This window comes from Xanthomonas sp. DAR 35659, assembly GCF_041242975.1.
GTDB classification, from domain to species: Bacteria; Pseudomonadota; Gammaproteobacteria; order Xanthomonadales; family Xanthomonadaceae; genus Xanthomonas_A; species Xanthomonas_A medicagonis.
Genome location: NZ_CP162488.1, coordinates 982,595 through 1,006,741, shown reverse-complemented (window position 1 = coordinate 1,006,741; position 24,147 = coordinate 982,595). Strand labels below are relative to the sequence as shown.

Annotated in this window: 16 protein-coding genes and 2 pseudogenes; 6 read left to right on the top strand and 12 right to left on the bottom strand. The window is 67.0% G+C overall.

The features are described 5' to 3' along the window. Positions 1–4 precede the first annotated feature (4 nt). Together galA and AB3X07_RS04315 are read right to left on the bottom strand one after the other, a co-directional pair. The gene (gene galA, locus AB3X07_RS04320) at positions 5–2,890 is read right to left on the bottom strand and encodes a beta-galactosidase GalA (protein WP_369943067.1); all 2,886 of its coding nucleotides are present in this window, start codon (positions 2,888–2,890) and stop codon (positions 5–7) included. Positions 2,891–3,001: 111 nt separating this feature from the next. Beyond that, a complete protein-coding gene (locus tag AB3X07_RS04315) occupies positions 3,002–5,701 on the bottom strand; it encodes a TonB-dependent receptor (RefSeq protein WP_369943065.1) in 2,700 nt (899 codons plus the stop codon). Positions 5,702–6,753: 1,052 nt separating this feature from the next. Between AB3X07_RS04315 and AB3X07_RS04310 the strand changes: the two genes are divergently transcribed. Further along, positions 6,754–9,384: a TonB-dependent receptor gene (locus AB3X07_RS04310; RefSeq protein WP_369943063.1), complete on the top strand. Its 2,631-nt coding sequence runs from the start codon at positions 6,754–6,756 to the stop codon at positions 9,382–9,384. Between the two features lie 205 nt (positions 9,385–9,589). Here the strand turns inward: AB3X07_RS04310 and AB3X07_RS04305 are convergent, their stop codons facing one another. The 3 genes from AB3X07_RS04305 to AB3X07_RS04295 are packed head-to-tail and all read right to left on the bottom strand — an operon-like array spanning position 9,590 to position 12,896. Further along, positions 9,590–10,792 (bottom strand): hypothetical protein, encoded by a 1,203-nt coding sequence (locus AB3X07_RS04305; RefSeq protein WP_369943061.1) that lies wholly within the window; start codon positions 10,790–10,792, stop codon positions 9,590–9,592. Next, positions 10,789–12,597, bottom strand: coding sequence for a CHAT domain-containing protein (locus AB3X07_RS04300; protein ID WP_369943060.1), 1,809 nt, complete (start codon positions 12,595–12,597; stop codon positions 10,789–10,791). The genes AB3X07_RS04305 and AB3X07_RS04300 overlap by 4 nt, the downstream gene beginning before the upstream one ends. Next, a complete protein-coding gene (locus tag AB3X07_RS04295; RefSeq protein WP_369943058.1) occupies positions 12,594–12,896 on the bottom strand; it encodes a hypothetical protein in 303 nt (100 codons plus the stop codon). Before AB3X07_RS04295 ends, AB3X07_RS04300 begins: the two co-directional genes overlap by 4 nt. A gap of 351 nt (positions 12,897–13,247) precedes the next feature. On the opposite strand from AB3X07_RS04295, the gene AB3X07_RS04290 reads away from it, so the two are divergent. From AB3X07_RS04290 to AB3X07_RS04280, 3 genes and pseudogenes are all read left to right on the top strand, one after another. Next, positions 13,248–13,820: a lysozyme inhibitor LprI family protein gene (locus AB3X07_RS04290; RefSeq protein ID WP_369943056.1), complete on the top strand. Its 573-nt coding sequence runs from the start codon at positions 13,248–13,250 to the stop codon at positions 13,818–13,820. Between the two features lie 9 nt (positions 13,821–13,829). Then, positions 13,830–15,308 carry an XVIPCD domain-containing protein gene (locus AB3X07_RS04285; protein WP_369943055.1) on the top strand — a complete coding sequence of 493 codons (1,479 nt, stop codon included), beginning with the start codon at positions 13,830–13,832 and terminating at the stop codon, positions 15,306–15,308. Positions 15,309–15,458: 150 nt separating this feature from the next. Continuing rightward, positions 15,459–16,265: pseudogene (locus AB3X07_RS04280) on the top strand (IS5 family transposase). Between the two features lie 51 nt (positions 16,266–16,316). Here AB3X07_RS04280 and AB3X07_RS04275 read toward each other — a convergent pair. Further along, a complete protein-coding gene (locus AB3X07_RS04275; protein WP_369943053.1) occupies positions 16,317–16,718 on the bottom strand; it encodes a VanZ family protein in 402 nt (133 codons plus the stop codon). Continuing rightward, positions 16,718–17,902, bottom strand: a complete 1,185-nt coding sequence (locus AB3X07_RS04270; RefSeq protein ID WP_369943051.1) for a class I SAM-dependent methyltransferase — start codon at positions 17,900–17,902, stop codon at positions 16,718–16,720. Before AB3X07_RS04270 ends, AB3X07_RS04275 begins: the two co-directional genes overlap by 1 nt. A gap of 54 nt (positions 17,903–17,956) precedes the next feature. Here AB3X07_RS04270 and AB3X07_RS04265 point away from each other — a divergent pair, with 54 nt between their 5' ends. Beyond that, positions 17,957–18,691 (top strand): pteridine reductase, encoded by a 735-nt coding sequence (locus AB3X07_RS04265; RefSeq protein ID WP_369943049.1) that lies wholly within the window; start codon positions 17,957–17,959, stop codon positions 18,689–18,691. 104 nt (positions 18,692–18,795) lie between these two features. Here AB3X07_RS04265 and folK read toward each other — a convergent pair whose 3' ends face one another. After that, a complete protein-coding gene (folK, locus tag AB3X07_RS04260) occupies positions 18,796–19,332 on the bottom strand; it encodes a 2-amino-4-hydroxy-6-hydroxymethyldihydropteridine diphosphokinase (protein ID WP_369943047.1) in 537 nt (178 codons plus the stop codon). A 96-nt stretch (positions 19,333–19,428) separates the two neighbouring features. On the opposite strand from folK, the gene AB3X07_RS04255 reads away from it, so the two are divergent. Beyond that, positions 19,429–20,268 (top strand): 20S proteasome subunit A/B, encoded by an 840-nt coding sequence (locus AB3X07_RS04255; protein WP_369943046.1) that lies wholly within the window; start codon positions 19,429–19,431, stop codon positions 20,266–20,268. A gap of 163 nt (positions 20,269–20,431) precedes the next feature. Here the strand turns inward: AB3X07_RS04255 and AB3X07_RS04250 are convergent, their stop codons facing one another. The 4 genes and pseudogenes from AB3X07_RS04250 to AB3X07_RS04235 all read right to left on the bottom strand — a co-directional run. Continuing rightward, positions 20,432–21,946: a response regulator gene (locus AB3X07_RS04250; RefSeq protein ID WP_369943044.1), complete on the bottom strand. Its 1,515-nt coding sequence runs from the start codon at positions 21,944–21,946 to the stop codon at positions 20,432–20,434. 6 nt (positions 21,947–21,952) lie between these two features. After that, positions 21,953–22,393, bottom strand: a complete 441-nt coding sequence (locus AB3X07_RS04245; RefSeq protein ID WP_369944646.1) for a response regulator — start codon at positions 22,391–22,393, stop codon at positions 21,953–21,955. Beyond that, entirely contained in the window at positions 22,390–23,160 is a 771-nt protein-coding gene (locus AB3X07_RS04240; RefSeq protein WP_369944645.1) for an ATP-binding protein, read from the bottom strand. The genes AB3X07_RS04245 and AB3X07_RS04240 overlap by 4 nt, the downstream gene beginning before the upstream one ends. Positions 23,161–23,739: 579 nt before the next feature. Further along, positions 23,740–24,096 (bottom strand): annotated as a pseudogene (locus AB3X07_RS04235) (CHASE3 domain-containing protein); the annotation flags it as partial. Between the last annotated feature and the right edge of the window lie 51 nt (positions 24,097–24,147).

Here is a 24,147-nt window from a genome sequence, read left to right as displayed (position 1 = left end):
TCGGTCAATACTCCACAGTCACGACATCGTCGAAGCCGAAAGGCATTCCGGCCGTCACCTGCATCACCACCGCCAGTACCCGCTCGCCGGCCGCGGGCGGCAAGCGCAATTGCGCCTGTTGTCCCGCGGCCACGCGCGCGACCGGTTGCCGATCCAGATACACCTGCGCCGCACCGGTGGTGCGCCCCAGCCGCAGCACGCCGCCGCGCTGCTGGATGCCGGCCCATGGGGTGAACGCGGTGCGGTACAGCACATAGCCATCGCGCTCGGCGCGCGTCTCCAGGTTGCCCGGCTGGCAGAAGCTCCAGCTGTTGTTGTCGTTGGGCGCGCGCGGCAATGCCGGATCCGGCGGCGCGGCGAACGGCAGCGTGCGCCGCCAGCCGGGCACCACCATTGCCGCCGCGGCCGGCGGCAGCGACGGCGGCGGGACCGCCGCGTCCAAGCCGATCGTCGCCTGCGCGGCGCGCAAGCCCGGCGCGCGCGCTTCGATATGCAGCGCGCGGCGGCCGTGCCCGGCTTCGACGATGGCCTGCGCCAGGCCGTTGAACAGTTGCACCTGCGGCACGTTGTCGGCCGCGTGCCGGTTCGGATCGCCGTTGCCGACGCCGAGCAGGCGCCCGCCCTCGACCTGCAGCGCGATCTGCGCATCGGCGAACGGCACGTGGCGGCCCTGCGCATCCACCGCCTCCAGGGTGATCGGCTGCGCATCGCGGCCGCCGCCGCGCATCCGCGCACGGTCCGGGGTCAACCGCAGCGCGACCGGCGCACCGACCGTCTGCACCCGCTGCCGCGCCACGGCGCGGCCATCGCGGTACGCCACCGCCTCCAAAACGCCCGGCGCGTACGCCACCTGCCAGGTATTCATCTCGATCCGGTCCACCGCCTGCCGCCCCTGCGACCGGCCGTTGAGCCACAGCTCCACCTGCTGCGCATTGCAGAACGCCATCACCTTGATCGGCTTGCCCTCGCGGCCCGGCCAGTTCCAGTGCGGCAGCAGTTGCAGCACCGGCGCCTCGTCGATCCACTGCGCCTGGCGCAACCAGTAGGCGCCCTTCGCAAAGCCGCACATATCCATGATGCCGAAGAACGAGGACACCGACGGCCATTCGAACGGCGTCGGCTCGCCGCGGTAGTCGAAGCCGGTCCAGACGAAACTGCCCGCGAGATACGGGCGCTCGTCGATCAGCTTCCATGAGGTGCGATGGGTGTTGCCCCATGGCGCGGCGACCGAGTCGTCCTCGGCGATGACGTGCGCGTCCATGTCGGTGAACCAGGCGCCGCGGGTCTGGAACGCGCTGGTGTCCTCGCTGGACAGCAGCGGTTTGTGCGGCATCGCCGCGCGCACCCGTTCGTAGTTGAACTGGCGGTAGTTGAAGCCGACCACGTCCACCGCATCGGCGGCATTGCGCTGGGTCAGCATGCCGTCGTTCATCGCCGCGGTCACCGGGCGGCTGTCGTCCAACTCGCGCACCAGCGCCACCGCGCGGCGCACCATTTCATAGCCCGCGACAGTGCCCTGCATCGGCTCCTCGTTGAACACCGACCACAGGAACACGCAGGCGCGATTGCGGTCGCGGCGCACCAACCAGCGCAGTTGCGCGGCGTAGTCGGGCGAAGGATTGAACACCCGGTTCTCGGCCATCACCAGCATGCCCAGGCGGTCGCAGACGTCGAGCAATTCGCTGGCCACCGCGTGGTGCAGGCGGATCGCATTGCAGCCCAGCGCCTTGAGCCGGCGGATGCGGAATTCCAGCAGGCTGTCCGGCACCGCCACGCCGACCCCGGCATGGTCCTGGTGCAGGCAGGCGCCCTTGATCTTGAGCGGCCGCTCGTTGAGGAAGAAGCCCTGCTGCGCGTCGAAGCGCAGCGTGCGGAAGCCAATCGCGCAGTCGCGGCGGTCGCGCTCACGACCCTCGCTGCGCAGCACTGCCGCGACCCGATACAGATGCGGCGCGGCCACATCCCAGCGCCGCGGCTGCCGCACCTGCAGTTCGACCCGCGCCACCGCCTGCGCCAGCGCGCCGACCTGCACCGCGCTGCTGCCTTGCGCGACCACGGTGCCGTGCGCGTCGTACAGCGCCACGTCCAGCATGGCCGCATCGGCCTGTTCGCCGACATTGGCGACGGTCACCGCGACCGGCAGCGTCCACAGATCGCCGCTACCGATCCGCGGCACCGCCTGTACGCCGTCGCCGACGATGTGCAAGGCATCGCGCACCGCCAGCCAGGTGTGCCGGTAGATGCCGGCGCCTTCGTACCACCAGCCGTCCATCGCGTCGGCATCGACGCGCACCGCGATGCTGTTGAGATCCTGGCCGTAGCGCGCGATCGCGCTCAGGTCGATCGCGAACCCGTCGTAGCCGCTCCAACTGCGCGCCATCAGCAAGCCATTGACCCACACCGTGGCGCGGCTGGAAACGCCATCGAAGCGCAGTTCCAGCGCCTTGCCGCGCAAGGCCGCGTCCAGCCGCAGGCTGCGCCGGTACCAGGCGATGCCGCGGCGGCGATAGCCCTGCGCCACATTGGCGCTGGCCTCGATCGGCTGCTCGATGGCGAAATCGTGCGGCAGCCGCAGTTGCCGCCATTGGCTGTCGTCGAAGTCGCCCGCGGCCGCGCCCCAGGCCTTGCCGGCCTTGGCGTTGTCGTAGCTGGCATCCTGGCCGCTGATCGGTGGAAACGGGATGTCGCCTTCGTGGAAGCGCCAGCCCTCGTCCAGGCAGAACAGGCCGGGATCGATCGGCAGCGCCAAGCCGGGCACTGCCGCCGCGGCAGCGCCAACGGGGGACCCGGCCACGCCGGCATCCGCCGTCGCACCGGCCCAGCTCCAGCGCGGCGCCGCCAGCAGCAGGCCGGCGCCCGCACTGCCTGCGAGGAAGTCTCGTCGTTGCATGCGTTTGCCCTAGAACCTATGGACGCGATCGGGACGATGCAGGTTGCCATGCCCGGCGCCAGCGCGGCGCCGGGCTGGCCGCGGGCTACCCCGCACGCGATCGCACCGGGCTCACAGGATGTCCCATTGCATCGACACGTAGAAGCTGCGGCCGGTGACGCCGGTCATCTGCCAGCGGCTGCTGATGTCCTTGTACGCTTCTTCCTTCTTGTCGGTCAGGTTGAGTCCGCCGAGCTGAAAGCTGAGCTTGTCGGTGGCCTGATAGCCGAGCACCGCGTCGAGCTGGGTGCGTGCCTTCATGGTGTGGCCTTCGCGGGCGAAGAAACTGTCGCTGCTGTCCTGCTCGTACTCGCTGCGGTGATTCAGCGACAGCCGCGCGGAGAACATCGCATTCTCCCAGTAACCGGTGGCGTTCCAGGTCTTCTCCGACAGGTTGCGGATCTGGAAGTCGGTGTCGCGCTGCGGGATCACCCGGGTGAAGTTGGCGGTCAGGCCGAAGCCCTGGATCGGCAGCCAGGCGTCGAACGATTGCGTCCAGCCCACCTCGTAGCCCTTGATCTTGACCTTGCTCGGATCGTTGCGGGTGGCGGTGATCTCGTAGATGTTGCCGCTGCCGTCCACGCAGTCGCCGGCGCTGTTGGCGGACAGCGCCGTGCCGTTGAACGTGGCCGGACACACGATGCTGTTGAAGGTGCCGTTCTTGACCTGCTTCCAGAAGCCGGCCAGGGTCAGGCCGCCGCCTTGGCCGTAGTACCACTCCAGGCTGAGGTCGGCCTGGTCGGCGGTCAGCGCCTTCAGGTCGGTCTGGCCCAGCGACACGTCGTAGGTGGTGGTGCCGCCGGTGTTGCTGCCCGAGGAAATGGTGGTGGCGATGGCGGTGTTGCTGTCCAGGATCGGCCGCACCAGCACCTTGCCGGCGGCGAAGCGCAGCAGCAGGTCCTCGCGCATGTCCAGCACCAGGTTCAGGCTGGGCAGCCAGTTGTGGTAGTCGTACGGCGCGCGTTCGGTGCCGACCACCTCGTTGGCGTCCTCGCTGTACTGCGAGGCGGTGGTCAGATAGGTATCGGTGGTGCGCTTGGTGTTCTCGTAGCGCACGCCGACGTTGCCGCGCAGGCGCATGCTGCCGATGTCCGTGTCGATCTTGGCCAGCGCGTAGGCGGAGAAGATGTCGTTGCGGATGTGGTAGCTGGCCTGCGGCGCGAACAGCACCGGCACGGTGATGCCGGACGCGGCCAGCGCTTGCGCGTAGGCGTAGACGTCCGGCGCCACCCAGCTGTCCTGCGAGGCCAGGTTGCCGTCGAGGAAGTTCTTGACGCTGGAACTGGCCGCCGACAACTCGGGGAACATGGCGTAGCCGGACACCGCGCCGGAGTTGATCAGGTACAGGAAGTCGCGGCGCCAGACGTTGCGGTCGAAGGTCTCGCGGCGGAACTTGGTGCCGACCTTCACCGAGTCCAGGAAGCCGGCGCCGACGTAGCGCTCGGCATCGAACTGCAGCGACCACTCCTTGTTGCTGAGCTTGGTGATCGCGCCGTTGGGGTATTCGTCGCGGACCAGGTTGGCCTGGTCCCAGGCGCTGGCATCGGTGGCGTCGGCATCGGTGGTCAGCGAGATCGCGCCGGGGTTGGACATGTCGAACAGCGTCGCCGACGGCAGGCGGCCGAGGATCACCGCGCGCTCGTCCTCGTCGGTCTTGCCTTCGGTGTAGTTGGCCACGCCGCTGAAGGTCCATGCATCGCCCTTCCACTTGGCGTCCCAGGTCAGCAGTTGCGAGGTGAGATCGTGGCGCTCGAGTTGGCGGTTGTTCTCCAGCCAGTAGTTGGACGCCGACACCTTGGTCGCGGTCAGGCCGTCGGTCTCCAGCACGTTCAGCGCGTTGCGCTCGAAGGAATAGACCAACTGATTCATGTCGTTGTCGGTCTTGTCCTGCGTGTACAGCGCGGTCAGGTTCATTTCCAGGCGGTCGTTGGGCTTCCACTGCAGGCCGGCGGTGAGCATCTTGCGGTCCGTCTCGCGCTCGATCGAGCGGTAGCGCGGGCGGCGCGGGATGTACAAGGTGCCGTCGTCGGTGTCCTGCGTGTACCAGCGGTCGATCCACAGGTAGTCGGCGCGGTCCTTGAGCTTCTGGTAGCCGGCGTTGACGAACACGCCCAGTTCGCCGCCGTCGGCTAGCTTGAACTGGTCGATGTAGGTCAGCACGCCCTTCGGCGTCGGCGCGCCGCCGGCGAATTCGGAGTACTGCTCCTTCGCCGAGAAGATCAGCTTGCGCTCCTTGTAGTCCAGCGGCTTGGTGGTCTGGATGTTGACCGTGCCCGACAGCCCGCCGGCGTCCATGTCCGCCGATGGCGACTTGATCACCTCGATCGCCGCGGCCACTTCCGGCTGGATGATGTCGTAGCGGAAGCCATCGGTGAAATCGGCGCTCTTGATGGTCTGGCCGTTGATCGTGGTGGCCGAATACTGCGGGCCGAGGCCACGGATGCTGATGGTCGAGCCGCGGCCGTTGATGGTGGAGATCTGCACGCCGGGAATGCGCTGGATCGCCTCGGCGATGTTCTCGGCCGGGAACTTGCCGATGTCCTCCGAGGAGATGCCATCGGTCATGCGCGCGTCCTCGCGCTTGTTGTCCAGCGCGGTGATCAGGCTCTTCTGGTAGGAACTGGTGACGGTGACCGTATCCAGTTGCGAGATCGCGTCCGACGCCGGCGCTTCCTGCGCCTGCGCGCCGGGACTGAGCAGGCCGAACGCGATGGCGCTGGCGAGGACGGACAGGGAACAGCGGTGCGGACGGGAGCGGACGACATGTGGCATTGGGCTATCCTGGTTGATGGCTGAGCGGCACGGCGGCGTCTGAGGCCCAGCGGCAGCGATCGGCAGGCAGCCCCCTCCATTGCGCCCCACGCGACGCGCAGGGCGGTGCCGTCCGTGTGGGCACGGAGTCGATGGAGCGTTCTGTCTGTTGCTGCGCCTCGTGCTGCGGAGGCGCCTCCCGCCCCTACCCCGGAGCGGACGATGCATGCTGCTGGACGGATCGACCCGAATTGGCAAAGACCAATTCCAGGCGCTTCGATTCTTATGGTCTTAGAAAGATTGTGTCAACGCCACGAGGCGCACAACTGGCAATTGACGTCTGGACTCGCCTTGGAATTTAAAAAAATGGCTTTTCGATCAAAAACTTAGTCTGTGAAAATATTTTTTGCGCGGGCGTCTTCACACATCGTTGTCAAGATACCTATGCCGCACCAATTCTACGAATGAGACCAATTTTGTGCGCTGCCACATAGCTGCGCACCGTTCTCATTTGGACGCATCTCCCCGAGGCGTCGCGCATCGCATAACCCATTGATAAATAGAATTTCTGCATTGGGGTGAGGGCGATTATCAGGAATCGGGCTGCCGTTCGTGAGCTCCAACCAGCACCAGACAAATTTTCCGGACATAGCTTGACATCGTTGTCATGACCTCGTAAGAATCCATGCCCATGGGGACTGAGGCCGCGCATCGCGGCGCAACGCGGGACATGGGAGGCATGTGATCGCAATGATCCGTACGCGCTTGTCGCGTGCCGCACTCGGCACGCCATTGCACTGTCCGACGGTCGTCGCCGTTCGCTCCGCCAGCATGGCCGGCGCGCTCAGGCGCTTGCGGCGTTTCGCGACGACCGGCCCGCTTCGACCGCGTGCGGCCGGAGAGCGCCATGGCGGGCGCCTCGGCGCGGCGGGCAAGTCCCCTCAGCATCGCGCTTGAAGATTTCCATCCAGCGATACCAGCAGCACCGCAGGCAGTAAGGCAACCGACACACCCGGCGCGCAGGCGAACGCACGCGCGCCGCGTCGATTCATTGAATGATGAGGAGAGACATCATGCAATACCGCCGTTCCGTCTTGTCCGCCACCATCCTCGCCACCCTGGCCTGCACCGCGCAGGCGCAGGAGGCGAGCACCGCCGCCACCGATCTGGACGCCGTCCAGGTCGTCGGCATCCGCGCCAGCCTCGAGAAGTCGCTGGACACCAAGCGCAACAACGTCACCATCTCCGAGGCGATCACCGCCGAGGACATCGGCAAGTTCCCCAGCACCAACGTCGCCGAGGCGTTCTCGCAGATCCCCGGCGTCACCCTCGACCGCCGCTTCGGCCAGGGCGAGCGCGTCAGCATCGACGGCACCGATCCCAGCCTCAACCTGTCGTTCCTGGACGGCCACCCGGTGGCGCAGGCGATCTGGCTGTACGGCGAACAGCCCAACCGCGGTTTCGACTACACCCTGCTGTCGCCGCAGATCCTCGGCCGCGCCGAGATCGTCAAGGCCTCCGAGGCGCGCCTGACCGAAGGCAGCCTCGGCGGCACCGTGCTGATGCACACCCGCCAGCCGCTGGACATGAAGGCCAACGAGTTCGCCGGCTCGGTGGGCTACAGCTACAGCCAGCAGGCCAGCGAGGGCAAGCCCAACGCCTCGCTGCTGTACAGCTGGAAGAATCCGCAGGAGACCTTCGGCGTGGCGGTATCCGCGCAGCACTACGAAGAGCGGGTCGATCGCCAGGGCATGGAGGTGTTCGGTTACGCCAAGGCGTCCACCTTCGGCAACGCCAGCGGCGTGCCGGCCGATGCCGACGTGCCGAACTCGGTCAATGCCGCCTGGTTCCAGCAGGACCGCAAGCGCGACAGCGCGGTGGTCAACCTGCAGCTCAAGCCCAGCGATGCACTCGAGTTCAACCTCAGCGGCCTGTACATCAAGGAGAACTTCGACAACTACAACCAGTCGATGTACAGCTTCCTGACCTGGAACCAGGGCACCATCGACGCCGTGGACGCGCTCGGCGGCGTGCGCAACGGCGTGGTCCGCAGTGGCCATTCCAGCGCCAATGCCAATCCCGACGGCGGCACGGTGATCTACGACAACAACGTGCGCCAGTCCGAGGTCACCACCAAGGGTCTGGACCTGCGTGGCGCCTTCCGCGGCGACACGTGGGGCGTGAGCGGCCAAGTCGGGCAGAGCAAGTCGGAGAACAAGCACCTGGCGCAGTACTTCATCGAGCCGTTCTACAACGGCGGCTTCAGTTGGGACCTGGACCGCGGCATCCGCTTCGACGACGCGGCCGGCGCGCGCGACCCGGCCAACTGGGGTTCGGCCGGCGGCTGGTTCGGCAACAACGGCATCTTCTCCACCGAGAGCAAGGACACCTACGGCCAGCTCGATTTCGATGTGCGCTTCGATGGCGTGTTCAACCAGTTGCTGTTCGGCGTGCGCCAGGGCAAGCACAAGGAGGACTTCGAGCTCAACGTGTATGGCGGCGTCACCCCCGGCACGCTGGCGGACGTGGGCACCATCGGCCTGACCGACATCCAGGGCTTCTACCCCGACCACGGCCGGCACGTGCAGGCCGGGCGCGGCAACGTGATGGACTGGATCCGCAACAGCCCGGTGGACTACGCCAATCCCGACCCCGCCAGCTTCCTCAACAACAGTTGGGCGCTGGAGCAGACCAACAACGCCGCCTATGCGCAGCTGAACTTCTCCGAAGGTGGCCTGCGCGGCAACCTCGGCGTGCGCTACGTGGATTCCAAGACCGAGGGCAGCGGCTTCGTCTACAGCGGCACGCCGACGCTGGACGACCTGGACAGCAAGTGGCAGACCCGCACCAAGAAGCAGGACTTCGTGCTGCCGTCGTTGAACCTGGTCTACGACACCAGCAACGACTGGGTGTTCCGCTTCGCGGCCGCCAAGGTCATCGCCTGGGCGCCGTACAACCAGATGGTCAACAACACCTTCCTCAACGACACCACGCTCACCGGCAGCGGCGGCAACGCCGAGCTGTCGCCGTACGAATCGTGGAACTTCAACCTGTCGGCCGAGTATTACTTCGCCGAGCAATCGGTGGTGGCCTGGTCCATCTTCTACAAGAAGATCGACAACTACATCGACACCTCGGCCACGATCGAACGCCAGTACAACTCGATCCGCGACACCTCGCCGCAAACCTGGGCGCAGATGCTCGGCAGCAACGGCTGCACCGCCGACGGCTACTGCGACTACAGCATCCAGCGTCCGCGCAACGCCGGCGACGGCAAGGTTAAGGGCTTCACCATCGCCTACCAGCAGCCGTTCGGCGACAGCGGCTTCGGGCTCACCGCCAACTACACCTATGCCAACGGCGAGAACAACACCGGCGACGCCCTGCCCTACCAGTCGCGCAACGCCATCGCCTTCAGCCCGTACTACGAGAAGGGACCGCTGAACGCCCGCATCACCTACAACTGGCGCGACAGCTATCTGGCCGGCGGCTATGTCGCCGGCGCCGCGCCGGCCAGCGTGGACGACTACGCCGACCTAGGCGCGAGCATCGGCTATGCGTTCAACGCGCAATGGTCGCTGCAGCTGGATGCGCAGAACCTGCTGGACGAAGAGTACTTCCAGTACCTCGGCGACAAGGACCACCCCGCTGGACGCTACAAGAACGGCCGCCGCTACATGGCGACGCTGCACTTCAAGTTCTAAGGGGTTGCGGCGGCGGGCGGTGCGGAAGGTTCGCACCGCCCGCCTGTCGGTTTTGGTTGCGGCTGTGGCGCACTTCTGCCGCAGTTGCGGAACTGCCTGGAGCGCGGGCCCGCTACATGCCCCGCCTCGGCGCAGGCTTCCTGGCCACGTTCGGCGGCGCGCCGGGCGGAGAACAGGCCGCCCGGAACGCGCGCCGACGCTTCGCTCAATGCACAACGCTCGCCAGAAGCGCGTCCTGGAGTTCGGTACTTTCCCAGTAGGAGGAGTGCAGCCACCCCTTGTCCCTCACGATCTCCGATGCGCTGGAGTCCACGCGCACGTCCAAGGGCAAGGAATCGTTGTGGAGGCAGAACACGGACGCGGCGGAAAACGCCAGCAGATCCAGCGGATGCCAAAGATTGGTCCAGGATCCGATGCTGTCCGGAAGAGGCACGCGCTTGTCCGACGTGTACTTCTCGATGCCCTTGCGCGGCGCCATCACGTGGAAGAACGCGGGCTGGCTGCCGAAGGTGATCCAGCGCTTGATGTGCAGGCGGCGCGGTACGTCATCAAGCAGCACGTCGCTGCCCAGCGCCGCGTCGAAGGTGACCAGCCCCCCCAGACTGTGTGCCATCACGGTGATGGGCTGCTGCTGCGTGCCGTAGCCACGCGCCTCCTTATCGAGCACCTCGAACAGTCGCTCGTGGATCAGACAGCGGGCCTGGTGGTAGGCGACAACGTCGCCCAGCGTCAACGCGATGGGCTTGGCCAGCGCGCCGCGAATCCACTGGTTGGCACTGCCGGCAACGTTGGAGACCACCCGCCCGATCAGCTCGTCGACCTTACCGATGAAGGTCTTGAACGCCTGCATGCCGTCGCCCACCAATCCACGCATGACGAAGCTCTCCTGCCGCACGCCGACGGCTCCCTCGACAAGCGGCGCGCGCAGATAGCCGGCGAGCAGTTCGCCAACCGCCTGCTGCAGCTGCGGCTCGTACACCTGCTTGAGGTAGCGCGTCGATGGCACCTGCTCGGACAACGCCCGATGCAGCGCATCATCGCCGCGCGTGACCTGCATGCCCGCCGGCTGCGCCCCGACGGCCTGCAGCGTCGCGGCATGCAACGCGTCCACGACTGCCGCCTCCGCGCCGCGGGTCAGCTCGGCGCCCATCAATGCCGCGCGTTGCTCCTGCACCAGTCCGAAGAAGGCCTCCGTGTCCTCCACGCCCGCGCGGGTCGTGTCGATGCGCGGGAACAGCACCGGCAGGGTGTCGCTCAGGCCGGTGAACTGGCCGCCGAGGTCGCCCCAGAAAACCGGGATCAGCTCGAACCGCGCACCGACGCGCTTCTGAAATGCATCCACCCTCTCCTTGAAATGCTCAAGGTCGTGATTGGCCACGCCATGCACCACCAAGACAGGCTCGCTCATCTGGAATCTCTGATGCCGGCGGCCAGGGTGGCCGCCGCGTTGCCGAACAAGGTGTAGCCAAGCCGGGTCGGGTCGCCATCCCTGGCGACATCGCGCCGCGCCGACTGGAACGCCGTGCCGAGCGTATGCCCCGCGCGCAGTTGGCCATAGAACGCGGCAGCGAAGTCCTTGGCCGGGCCATCGCGCACCTGCCACAGACTGCCCAGGAAGGCGCCGGCGCCCGCCGCCAGGAAGCGGCCGGCCCACCAGGTCGAACCGACCCACAGCGGCGATCCCGCGCTCGAATTGCAGGCATTCATGAATACCAGCGGTGCGGTGGCTGCGAACGCATTGGCGCGATCGGCACCGAGCATATCCTGCTGGAACGGCTGATCGAGTTTGACCCAGGCCGACGCCGGCAGATCGCTGGCGACGATGTTGTGCGCGGCGAAGTGCAGCAGGCCGAACGCCGCGCTCTCCAACTCGCTGAGCAGCGCATCGAGCGTGCGCACGCGCTTGCCCTGCCCGAGCAGGGCTTCCAACTGCTGGATCTCCTCCTGCGCGGCCGGAGGCGCGGCATCGGGCAACACGTAGCAGGTCGCGCCACTGCCGATCGACCGTTTGGGCGATGCCGCATCGAACGCCCAGCGCGCGATCAGCAACTGGTCCGCAAGAAACGCGCTCGTCCGTCCCTGTGTCGTCGGCACCAGCAGTTCCCACGGAATCGGATCGTCGGCACCGACGAACACCAGCGCATCGAGGTGCTGCAGGTTGCGAAGCAGCAGGTCCTTGACGGAGCCAGGCAGCAACCGGTTCCACATGTCCGCGCCGGTCCCGCGCAACAAGGCCTCCACGGCTTTGGGCGACAGTCCATTGCCCTTGGCGACCTGATCCAGCTTGCGCTGCAGACCCAGCGCCACCTGCTCGACCGCGCTGTCCAGCGACACGAAGACCGGCCGTTGCACGCCGATCTCGCCGGGTCCACGCAGCCGGAAGGACAACCGGCGTCCCTGCGCATCCACATCGACCTCGAGCGTGGCGGTGCGCTCGGCCGGCGTGCCGACCCGGAGCACGCCACTGTCGGCCGCGCGATGTTCCCCGGGCGCCACGTCCGCGACAGACAACGCCAACCGCAATTGGCCCAGGTAGTCCGCGGGCAGCGCGAATACGCGCAAGGTGGCGCTCGCCGGCCCCGGCGCGCCCGCCTGCAACTCGAAGCGAACCGGATCCGATTCCCTGCCGGGCAGTACGTTCACTGTACACGTGGCATCCGACAGCACCTGCAGCTCACCGGAGACATGCAGATCGATCGTCACCCGCCGCCCGGCGTCGGGCACGGAGAACGGGCGCAAATCGACCTCGTCCTGTGTGGCGGCGGGCACGCAGCGCAACTGCGCGGAGAGGGCAAACCGCTGTCCGGGCCGGACGGACTCGGGCAGCTCGACATGCAGCGAGCGGGATTCGACCGGGACGTCGGCGGCATCCAGCGCCAAGAACGGAGCGTCGGGTTCCCGCAGGTTCGACTCGAACGCCATGCCGTGATCGTCGCGCGGATACCCCTGGAAGGGCACCGGGCGTTCGTCTTCAGGCGTCGTCGGCAAGCGGAAACGTCGGGGCAGCTGCACATCGTCGACCGTGTCCCAGCTCACGATGGGCGCCGCCTCGGCGCGATCCGTCACGTCCACGACGAGATCGTCGGGGACGACGGTCTCCACCTCGCGCTGGCGCCAACCCGCCCTGGAGAGCGGCCGGTCCTCGGGCGCCGGCGACGCCAGCGGTTCGGCTGGATCGTCATCGCCATCCTGGCGGGCCGGCCCGGAGGTCATGGCTTGTTCGGATTGGACGCGATCTGGTGACTCAGTTCACTGAGGAACGGCATGTTCAATTCGGTGAAGCGGTCGTTGGCCTCGTCCACGGATGCGATGGCCCTGCCGCGCCGCGCCTCTTTCACCGCCCACTGCAGCAGAGCAAGGGCGTTGTTGAACAACTCCTTGCGCGTCGCAAAGCCCGCCTCGTTCACCAATTGATCGAGTTGATCGACGCGATCGCTCGGCAGGTCCAGTTGTACGCGCGTCACGCTTCGCCCCGATCGCGGTTGTTGCATAGCTGCCTCGGTCATGATCATGACTCCCACCGAAAGAGTCCTCACATTATGAGGAAAAAATGAGTATGTCAACCTTGTGCACCCGGCGGTTCAGCCCATGTCGCGGGGTGAGAGTCGGTCGTTGCCGTTCGGCATTGCGCCATGCGCGTCTTTAGGCACCTCGAAGGCTGCGTCATGCGCGCACTTGTTTTCACCAGGGTCGATGCAAGTTATTGATATAGCGTGCAAAAAATTTGGGGGAACCTCGGATCAGGTTAACTTGGTCGGCATCGTTGAGGGTTTGCGCTACCGACGGGCGGGCCTGCCGCCGACAGTTGAGTGCTTCGCTCGCTTTTGGTAGCTTCCGGGAGACGTCCGCCTAGAGACACGTCGATGTTTGATATGGAGATAGGGACGGGAACTGATGTGCATGCTCGAGGCTGCGAAGTGCCGCGATGGGTTGGTGCGGTGGCGGTGTTTTTGCTGATGGTGTCAAGCTTCCAAAGTGCGTTGGCCCATGCAAAGTCCCCCTTGAGCGGTGCCAGCCCGGCAGCCGTGGCAACAGGCGATTGTTCAAGCATTGTTTCTGTTCGGGATCGTGAAGCATGCTTCTTGTCGCTGCCGGAAGATCGATGCAGGGCCATTGGAACGGCCTGCACCAAGGTGCAAAGCGCGCACAGGCAGGAAGCCGAGTTGACCCGTATCGAGCAGGCTATCCTCGCGAGGGCTCAGGCGCGGTATGCGAGCTACGTTGCCGACGATGCGGAATACCTCGGCGATCTCCAGAAGAGCTTTACATCGTCTGCGGCGGCGTGGCGCACATATCGAGACGCGTATTGCCAGGCCGAGCCACTGGTGCAGGGCATGTCGCGTGATGAGCAGGAAGCACTTGCGTCGGACTGCCGGCTGCGGCTTACGCACTCCCGGATCGAACAACTCAAACAACTGGGAAAAGCCATTCCATAGGAGATGACCATGGCACAGGGATATGTGTATGACGCTCTCAGTCGTGAGAGCTTTGAAGTGCTGTCATACAATGCAGTCGGGCGTGCCAGCGAAGTGAATCTTGGCGCCGCGTACGCCCTGCAGCACAGCACAGGAAATTCGGGTTGGTCCGTCGGCATCATGCAGTGGGACTTTGGGCAGCCAGGCCGCGGCGCGGCGGCAGAAGACATGCTGCGTCAGTATGCACAGTGGGCCTCGCCGCAGAAGCAGTTCACCGAGGAAGAATCCGCAGACCTGCTTCAGCGCCTGCAGACGCGCGGGCAGGAAGGAAATGCGCTGTCCGCGACAGAGCAGGCTCGGTTGAACGAATTTCTTAGATCAGATCCGGGCCGCACATTCGTTCAGGATTTGAATGATCAGCAGGTTGAGCGCAAGTGGCAGGCCGTTGGCGAGCCACTTGCTCGGATCGCGTGGCTGCAGGATCTCAATCGCGAGCATCCGGAGGATGTAGCTAAAATCGTCGCGATGGCTGGAAAGCTCTACAATCAGAATCAGGCGCGGGGGGCGTTGTTGGTGGAGAGCCTTCAACAGTCTGATGGCATGACGGCGAATGAGGTGCGTGATTGGATCGGGGCGCAGGGCATAAACGGCCTAAATCCGGCCGCGCGTTCAGCCATCGTCTCAGGCCGCGACGCCACGCTGTTAGGTGTCGGTCTGGTAAACGCTCTTGAGTTGGGTGACGGGGCTGGTGCGCAGCAATGGCATGACGAAGTCAGAGTGGCAGGTAACACCGCGCTCGCCGAAGGATTCAATGGCAATCCCAGTCTGCAGATGTTTGACGCACTGCTGCGTGACCCGGCGAACGGAGCACGCGTTCTCTCGCGGATGGACGACGTCCGCACTGGTCCGGCGTTGACCATCCAAGGCGGGAGCGAACTGGCGCGTCTGGAAATCTCCCGTTTGCATGTGGATCGAGAGGGAGGTCTTTCAGTCACGAGCCCATCGGGAGACCTCCGTGTCTGGGACGGACGCCAGTGGTCAGGCTCGGAGCGGCAGGTTGATCCACAGTATCAAGGAGGGGCGCATCCATTTGGCCCCCCGGGAATCTTTGGAGAAGCGTCTTTGACGCCGTCACCGGTCTTTGGACAGTGCCGGGAGCATGTCCATACCCTGGATCGTTCTCTTGGGCGTTTGCCCGATGAGCAAAGTGATCGTGCAGCCGCCTGCTTGGCCGCTCAGGCGGTGGCGAACGGCCTGACGCGAGTGGATCACGTCATGCTCAATGAGGCGACGTCGTCTTTGCGCCGGGGTGAATACCTGCTCGCCGTACAGGGTGATCTGAACGATCCCGCCAAGCTGCGAGCCCAGGTGGCAACGGACGCTGCGATTAATACGCCCGTGGAGACCTCGATGCAACGTGCCGCGCAGATCCTGCAGGACCGGTCTGCACAGATGGTGGGCCGAGAACATCAGCAGGAACAGGGGCGCAGTGGGCCGGTCATGAGTTGAGACGAGACAGGCTTTGTAGCCTCACTTCCAACGTGTGCGGGGAAGCCAGTGGCGACATTGAACAGTGCAGAGGTAACTGGGGTCAGGTTGACTTAGAGCGGCTAACAAAAGCCCCTTGAGCTCGGCGATTGAGCCCGCACAGTGCGGAGCATGGCCCATCGCACAGAAATCAGCAAAGCGCTGTGGAAGCGCATCAAGCCCTTGATCCCGGAAGTGCCCTCTTCCCCGAAGGGTGGCAGACCGCGAGTGGACGACCAGCGCGCACTCAACGGGATCGTTTACGTGCTGCGTACCGGCATCCCCTGGGAAGATCTGCCACAAGAACTGGGCGACGGCAGCGGCATGACCTGCTGGCGCCGGTTGCGCGACTGGCAGGCTGCGGGGGTGTGGCATCGCTTGCACCAGGTGCTGCTGGCCGAACTGCGCCGGGCCGACCAGCTGGACCTGAGCCGAGCCAGCCTGGACGCGGCCAGCGTGGCTTCCCCCGGGGGGGGGGCCTAAACCGGGCCGAACCCAACCGACCGCGGCAAACGCGGCAGCAAACGGCACGTAATCACGGATCGGCACGGAGTTCCCCTGGCGTTTTGCGTGACCGGGGCCAGCCGGCACGATTCGATCGTGTTCGAGGAGCTGGTCGATGCGTTGCCGCCGATCACCGGCAAGCCAGGACGGCCACGACGCTGGCCGGACAAACTACATGCCGACAAGGCCTACGATATGGATCGGTGCCGGGACTCTCTGAAGCGACGCGGGATCGCCCCGCGCATCGCCCGCAAGGGCTTGGAGCGGAACGATCGGCTGGGCCGGTATCGCTGGGTGGTTGAGCGCACGCATGCCTGGTTTGCCGGCATGGGGAAACTGCGCACCCGCTTCGAACGCCGGATCGACATCCACCTGGCGTTGCTGTCCTTGGCGTGCTGTGTCATCTGCGTACGGCGGCTTCCAGGGTTTTGTTAGCCGCTCTTAATGTGCTTACGCCCGGCCGGCGAGCACGCGTGGCTCAGCGGCTCAGCGGCCCCGCGCCGCCCCACGCTCCAGCCGCCACAGCAGGTCGCGCCACGGCGTGGCGGCGGTGACCATGCCGGCGGCCACGCCCAGCGCATCAGCCAGGGCATCCATCGGATCGGCGGAGCGGGTCGTGGTCCAGGCGCCCTGCGCGAACTCGATGCCCACCCCCAGCGCCAGTAGGCCCAGTGCCGCCCAGGTCCAGGCGCGCGGTCCTGCGTACACCTGCACCGCGGCCGCGGCCAGCAGCAGGTAAGCGAGGAAGTGCTCGACCTTGTCGCTGTCGGGCATGTCCGACAACTGCGGCGGATGCGGCATCAGGCAGACGTAGATCAGCACCACGATCCCCAGCCACCACAATCCCTGCCACAGCCATGGCCAACGGAAATCGCGCACCGCCGCCATCACAGCCGCCAGGTCATGTCGCCGGCCAGGAACGCCGGCGCCAGCGACACGTCGCGTTCGAAGCCCATCACCTGGAAGCGCTCGCCCATCTCGCTGGGCAGGGTCAGCCGCTTCACCTGCTCGCGCAGGCGCAGGCGACCGCGTTCGTCGCTGCGCGCCTCGGCCTCGGCCAGCAGCGCGTCCAGGCCGTTGCCGAGCAGGAAACTGGCCTGGGTGCAGTACCCGGCCAGGTCGAAGCCGGCGCCGGTGCCGGCCTCGGCCAGCGCGGTGAAGTCCACCGACGCGGTCAGGTCCTGCAGGCCCGGCCAGCGGTAGGGATCGGCGTGGCTGCGGTGCCGGTAGAACGCGCGCAGGGTGCCGTCGTCGCGTTCCGGCAGGTAGAACTCGCTGCGCGGATAGCCGTAGTCGACGAACAGCATCGCGCCGCTACGCAGGCCGCCGGCCACCGCCTGGACCCAGTACGGCAGTTGCGGCAGCAGCTCGGAGCGATAGCCGTCGGCGAACGGCGCCTGCAGGTAGCGCTCGATATGGCGCACCGCCGCCGCCAGCAACGCATCGGCGGGCTGCTCGCCGCGGCGGAAGCGGCCTTCGCCGTCCAGGGTCACGGTCTCTTCGAACACCTCGCCCTCGCGCAGGGCGAAGCGCGGGGTCGGCAGCGCGTCGATCACCTCGTTGGCGAACAGCACGCCGTTCCAGTCATCCTCGAACGGCCGGTCCAGCCATTCCACCAGATCGAACACCGGCGGAACCAGCGCGCGCTTCAGGCGCTCGCGCTGGCGCGCGCGCAGGTCGGCACTGGGTTCGAGGATGGCGTAGCGCTCCGGCAGCGCATCCAGCGCCAGCAGGCGCTTGAGCATCACTTCGGCGAACGCGCCGCTGCCGCCGCCGACCTCCAGCATCCGCGCCTGCGGCCCGAGCTGGCGCAACACCGGCGCCAGCGCGTTGGAAACGGTGGCGGCGAACAGCGGCCCCAGTTCCGGCGCGGTGACGAAGTCGCCCTCCTCGCCGAACTTGCTGCTGCCGGCGCTGTAGTAGCCCAGGCCCGGCGCGTACAGCGCCAGCTCCATGAAGCGCGAAAACGGGATGGCACCGCCGGCGGCGGCGATCTCGGCGCGCAGATGCGCGGCCAGGCGCTCGCTGTGGGCGAGCGCGTCGGCGTCGGGAGTGGGAAGGTCGATAGGCATGCGGCGCCGGATTGCGTGGACAATGCACAGCATAGCCGAGCGTGGAATGCCCACATGACCGAAACCAAAGTCGCCCTGATCACCGGCAGCGCGCGCCGCATCGGCGCCGGCATCGCCCGACGCCTGCACGCGGCCGGCTACCGGGTGGCGCTGCACGCGCATACCTCGCAGACCGAACTGCAGGCGCTGGCCGAGGAACTGGAACGCGCACGCGCCGGCAGCACCCTGACCCTGTCGGCCGACCTGCGCGACGTGGCGCAGTTGCCGGCACTGGTGACGCAGTGCGTGCAGCGCTTCGGCCGGCTCGACGCGCTGGTCAACAACGCCTCCAACTTCTACCCCACCCCGCTGGCCGAGGCGACGCCGGCGCAGTGGGACGACCTGTTCGCGGTCAATGCACGCGCGCCGCTGTTTCTGGCCCAGGCCGCGGCCGCGCCGCTGCGCGCGCGCCACGGCGCGATCGTGAACATCACCGACCTGCACGCCGAGCAACCGCTACGCGCGCACCCGCTATACGGCGCGGCCAAGGCGGCACTGGCCATGCTGACCCGCTCGCTGGCGCTGGAACTGGCGCCGCAGGTGCGGGTGAACGCCATCGCCCCGGGCGCGATCCTGTGGCCGGAGGCCGGCAAGGACAGCGCCGCGCAACAGGCGCTGCTGGCGCGCACGCCGCTGGCGCGGACCGGCCGTGTCGAGGAGATCGCCGAAGCGGTGCGCTGGCTGCTCGACGACGCCGGCTTCGTCACCGGGCAGACGCTGCGGGTGGATGGGGGACGGGGGCTTTCTTGAAGGCTGGGAATGGGGAATCGGGAATGGGGAATCGGTAAAGGCCGGACACTGGGCTGCGCCGTGGAACGATCGTGGCGCGAAAAGGTATGGGGCCCGGCACGGGGTCAGTCGCAGCGCGCTCCCCGATTCCCCATTCCCGATTCCCCACTCCCGGCTTCACCGAGCGCCACCACCTCGAATGCCTCCCCGAACTGCGCATGCGCCTGCCACAACGCGCCCAGGGTGCGCCCGCTGACCGGGTCGACGAAGTCGGCGGCGATGTCGGCCAGCGGCTTCAGCACGAAGGCGTGGCGCAGCTCCGGGCGCGGGATGCGCAGGTGGCCCGGGCCCTCGACGATGCGGTCGCCATAGAACACCACGTCGATGTCCAGGGTGCGGTCGCTGAAGCGCGGACCGCTGCGGTCGCGCCCGTGCGCGTCCTCCAGCGCATGCAGCCACGCATCCAGCGGCTCCAGCTCCCAATCGGTCTGCAGCGATACCGCATTGTTCAGGAAGGCCGGGCCGTCGAACCCGACCGCCGCGGTGCGGTAGGTCGGGGACACCGCGATCGGGCCGAAACGCTGTCGCAGCGCCGCGATCGCGGCATGCAGGTAGTGCTGCGGGCGCAGGTTGCTGCCCAGGCTGAGGAGCACGGTGGTCATGCGATATTCGCGCATGCCGTGGCCGCGACCGTCAACCGGTAGCCAAGCCCATCCCCCCCGCATAGAATCGAGACGCACTGAGCTTCCGGCATTGCCATGACATATTGCGTAGGCATCGAAGTGGACGAAGGCCTGGTCTTCGCCGCAGACACACGCACCAACGCCTCGCTGGACGACGTGCGCGTGCATCGCAAGCTGCATGTGTTCGAGTATCCGGGCCAGGCGGTGTTCGCGCTGATGTCGGCCGGCAACCTGGCCACCACGCAGTTGGCGATCTCCAAGCTGCAGCGCGACGCCGACGATCCGGACGCGCCGCGCAGCCTGCGCTCGTTCAAGCATCTGTTCGAGGTCGCCGAGTACGTGGGCGAGGTGCTGGTCTCCAGCCAGGTCAAGCTCTCCGACCAGTCCCAGCACAGCGGCGTCAGCGTGCAGTCCACGCTGATCCTGGGCGGGCAGATCGCCGGCGAACGGCCCGGGCTGTACATGATCTACCCGCTCGGCAACGCCATCGCCACCTCGCCGGAAACGCCCTACCTGCAGATCGGCGAGTCCAAGTACGGCAAGCCGATCCTGGACCGCATCATCCGCCCGGAGATGCAGTTGGAGGACGCCGCGCGCACCGCGCTGGTGTCGCTGGACTCGACCATCCGCTCCAACCTGTCGGTGGGCATGCCGATCGACCTGGCGCTGATCCGCCGCAACGACCTGCGCGTGACCGAGCGCCTGCGCCTGGAAGCGGACACGCCGCTGTACGCGGAGATCCACGACACCTGGTCGCGCAAGCTGGAGAACGCGGTGCGCACCTTGCCGCGCTTCCCGTGGGAGCCGGCGCTGAGCGCCGACAACGACAACGACAACCGCGGCACCCTGCCGCCGCTCCCCCCGCGCCGCACCCCGGCCCGCCGCGATCCGGAAGACCAGTCGGCGCAGCAGTAGTGGGGCTGGGAATGGGGAGTGGAGAATGGGGAATCGTAAAAGCGACAGCAACAACTCACCGCTTCGACGTCAGCGGTAAATCACGCTTGGCGTAGGCATGGACGTTGGGACGCGGCGGCCCGCTTTTCCGATTCTCTATTCCCTATTCCCCATTCCCAGCCACTCAACCACTCTCAAGGGCATGCGCCACCGCGCGGAACACGCGCTGCATTTCCAGCGGCTTGCGCAGCACGTGCACGGCGATCTCGCGCGGGAAGTGGCCGCGCTGCAGTGCGGTGTCGGCGTCCTCGAGCACGATCGCCGGGCCGCGATAGTCCATGTCCTGCAGCGCCAGCAGCAGGCTCACCGCCGACAGCAGGATGATGTCGCTGTCCACGATCACCAGGTCCGGCATGCCGTGTTCGCGCACCTCGCGCAGCGCCGCGGCGCCGTCGGACGCCAGCTGCGGCCGGTAGCCCTGGCTGGACAGGGCGTTGCCGAGCAGCGACAGGCGCGTGGCCTCGCCGTCCACCAGTAGCACGCGCTGGCCCTTGCCGATCGGCAGCGCCTGCTCCGGCTCGGCCGAGGGCGCATGGCCGCGCAGCGGGATCAGCAGCTCGAAGCAGGTGCCCTCGCCCGGCGTGCTGTCCACTCGGATGCTGCCGCCGTAGCTTTCGACGATGCGCTTGCACGAGATCAGGCCCAGGCCGGTGCCGTCGGGCTTGGTGGTGAAGAACGGACTGAACAGCCGCGCCTGCGTGTCCGCATCCATGCCGATGCCGCTGTCGCGGACCAGGATGCGGACCTGCTCGCCGCCGTCGGCGCCCAGCGCCGGCACCGCGGAGAAGGTCAGCGTGCCGCCCTCGGGCATCGCCTGGATCGCGTTCAGGCCGAGATTGAGCAGGCACTGCTGCAATTCTGTGTAGTTGGCCTCGACCGACAGCTCGGCATCGGCGACGTCCACCTGCAGGCGGACCCCATCGGGCAGGCTGCTCTTGAGCAGCATCTGCATCGCCTGGAACAGGCCGGCGATGGAGACCCGCTCGCTGGGCGTGCGCGAGCCGCGCACGAACGACAGCATCGATTCGGCCATCTCGTGGCCGCGGCGCCCGCACTCGGCGATGACCTCGGCCAGGTGCCGCAGTTGCGGGTCGTCGCTGCGGCCGATCATCAACTCCGGCACGATCAGCAGCGGCTGCAGGATGTTGCGCAGGTCGTGGCTGAGGCCCGCGGCGAGCAGCGCCAGGCTCTCCAGCCGCTGCGCGCGCATCAGTTCGCCTTCCACGCGCTGGCGCTCGCGCTCGGTGCGCGCCTCGCGGATCGCGCGCGCTACCGCCGAGGGCAGCCGGGTCGGGTTGTGCTTGATGATGTAGTCGTTGGCGCCGTCGCGCAGCGCCTGCACCGCGGTCTCCTCGCCGATGGTGCCGGAGACGAAGATGAAGGGCACCGCGTTGCCGTGTTCGCGCAGCACGCGCAGCGCCTGATGCCCCGAGAAGCCCGGCATGCTCAGGTCCGACAGCACGACATCGGGGGCGAAGTCGCGCAGCGCCGCGCGCAGCGCGTCCTCGCTCTCCACGCGCTGGAAGGTCGCTTCCAGTCCCGATTCCAGCAACTGATCGGACAGCAGCTCGGCATCCTCCGGCGAATCCTCCACCATCAGGATCCGGATCGGGCCGAGCTTGGGGCCGGTCGTGGGCATGCGCGCTTACTCTTCGTCCGGCGCCTGATTGATCACCGCCCAGAACGTGCCCAGGGTCTTCACCGCGGTGAAGAACTGGTCCACGTCCACCGGCTTGACCACGTAGGCATTGACGCCCAGATCCCAGCTGCGCGCCAGATCGCTTTCCTCGCGCGAGGACGACAGGATCACCACCGGCAGGCGCTTGAGCGCCTCGTCGGTCCGCACCAGCTTGAGCACTTCCAGCCCGTCCATGCGCGGCATCTTGATGTCCAGCAGCAGCACCGCCGGCAGGCCTTCCTCGCGGTCGGCGTAGGCGCCGCGGCGCAGCAGGTAGTCCATCGCCTCCACGCCGTCCTCGACGTGCACGATGGGATTGGCCAGACGCGCGTCGCGCAGCGCATCGATCGCCATCTCGGCATCGGCGGGGCTGTCTTCGGCAAGCAGGATGGTGCGGATGGCGGTCATGCGATCGACTCGTTGGAGGGCGCTTCTAGCGCGGGGGGTAACACGAAATGGAAGGTGGCGCCCTGGTCCGGCGCCGCATCGGCCCAGATATGGCCGCCGTGGCGGGTCAGCACGCGGCGCACGCTGGCCAGGCCGATGCCGGTGCCGGAGTATTCGCTGGCCTTGTGCAGGCGCTGGAACACGCCGAACAGCTTGGCCGCGTAGGCCATGTCGAAGCCGGCGCCGTTGTCGCGCACGCTGAAATGGTGGCTGCCATCGGGCTGCAACTGGTAATCGACCTCGATCACCGCGACCTCGCGCTTGGCGCTGTACTTGACCGCGTTGCCGAGCAGGTTCAGCCACAGCTGGCGCATCATGTTCTCGTCGGCGACCAGGATCGGCAGCGGCGCGATGGTCCACTCGATGCGGTGGCCGCTGTCGGCATGGTCGGACTGGAAATTGGCGTCCAGCACCGAGCGCGTTTCCGCCACCAGCGACTGCATGTCCACCGCCTGCAGGCGCAGCGCGCTGCGGCCCAGGCGCGAGTACACCAGCAGGTCGTCGATCAGCGAGGCCATGCGCCGCGCCGAGGTGCCGATCACTTCCAGGTAGTGGCGGCTCTTCTCGTCGGCATCGGCGCCCAGGTGGCGCGCCAGCTTGTCGGCGAAGCCGGCGACGTGCCGCAACGGCGCGCGCAGGTCGTGCGAGACCGAGTAGCTGAAGGCCTCCAGTTCGCGGTTGACCTCGGAGATCTGCTCCACCTTGCCTTCCAACTGCCGGTTCAGCATCTGGATGCGCTGCTGCGTGGCTTTCTGCAGGCTGATGTCGCTGACCGTCATCAGCACCACTTCGTCCTCGCTGTCCGGCAGCGGCATGCGCCGTGCGTTCAGCAGCATGGTGCGGGCGACGCCATCGGCGGCGGCCTGCTCGTGTTCGAAATCCCACAGCTCGCGCCCGCGCAACAGCACGTCGGCCAGGCGTTGGCGCACGATGGGATCCCGCCACGCGCCGTCGCCGACCTCATCGAGCATCTTCGGCGGCTGCGCCGGATCCAGCCCGTACAGTTCGCCGAAGGCGGCGTTGTACATCATCATGCGCTGGGTATTGTCCAGCAGCACGATCGGTTCGCGCACCGTCTGCAGCACCGCGGCGGCGCGGGCATTGGCGCGCAACAGGTGCCGCTCCGCATCCAGGCGCCGGCCGATCTGCCGCTGCAGCAGCCAGATCACCAGGCCCAGCAGCAGTAACTGCACCGCCAGCGAAATCCAGCTGATCGCCGACGCCAGCATGCGCCGCTCGCCGGCGTCGGCGGTGCGTTCGGCCAGCAGCGCGTCCTCGCGCCGCTGCAGTTCGGCGATCAGGCCGCGCACCGGGTTGTCGGCGGTCATCTCCTGGATCAGCGCGCGCGTCTGTGCCGGATCGTGGTTGTCCGCGATCCGCGCGGCCAGCGCGCTGCGGCGCTCCAGGGTGCTCTGCAGGCGGCCGATGCGGACCTGCTGGTCGGGATTGTCGCGGGTCAGCTCGACCAGGCGCGCCAGGGTCGGGGCGATCGCCGCGCGCGACTCGCTGAAGCGCGCGCTCAGGATCGGCGACTGCAGCTCGTGCGACATCGCCATCGCCGCCGATTCCATGTCGCGCATATGCGCTTCCAGGCCGCGCAGCGTCGCGGTCACCTGCTGGCTGTGGCCGACCCAATCGGCCGCGCGCAGGGTACTGGCGTTCATCTGCCGCGACAGCAACGACGGCAGGATCACGATCAGGACCACCGCCAATGC